This window comes from Columbia Basin potato purple top phytoplasma, assembly GCF_028595955.1.
Lineage (GTDB): Bacteria > Bacillota_I > Bacilli_A > Acholeplasmatales > Acholeplasmataceae > Phytoplasma.
Genome location: NZ_JANHJP010000060.1, coordinates 1 through 288, shown reverse-complemented (window position 1 = coordinate 288; position 288 = coordinate 1). Strand labels below are relative to the sequence as shown.

Here is a 288-nt window from a genome sequence, read left to right as displayed (position 1 = left end):
CAGAAAGATGATAACTGATAATTTCCCGATTATATAAATCCATGATTACTGATAAATAAAGAGTTTTATTTTTATTATAAGATAAATAAGTAAAATCCGCGCACAGTTTTTGTAAAGGACGAGTAGCTTGAAAATTATTTTTTAAAAGATTTAATTGAGAAAGAGGAATGTAATTTTTATTTTGATAACGTTTCAGATAACGATTTTTTCTGGTTTGACATAATAAATTCATTTTTTTCATTTTCAGATAAACCGTTTTAGGATTGACTTTAATTTTTGTATTTACAA

The 288-nt window shown here is 23.6% G+C and carries 1 protein-coding gene; it reads right to left on the bottom strand.

The genetic code is table 11. The features are described 5' to 3' along the window. The coding region (locus tag M8044_RS02555) for a DDE-type integrase/transposase/recombinase (protein WP_323805919.1) at nucleotides 1-241 on the bottom strand (241 nt) is incomplete at its 3' end. Nucleotides 242-288: the final 47 nt, after the last annotated feature.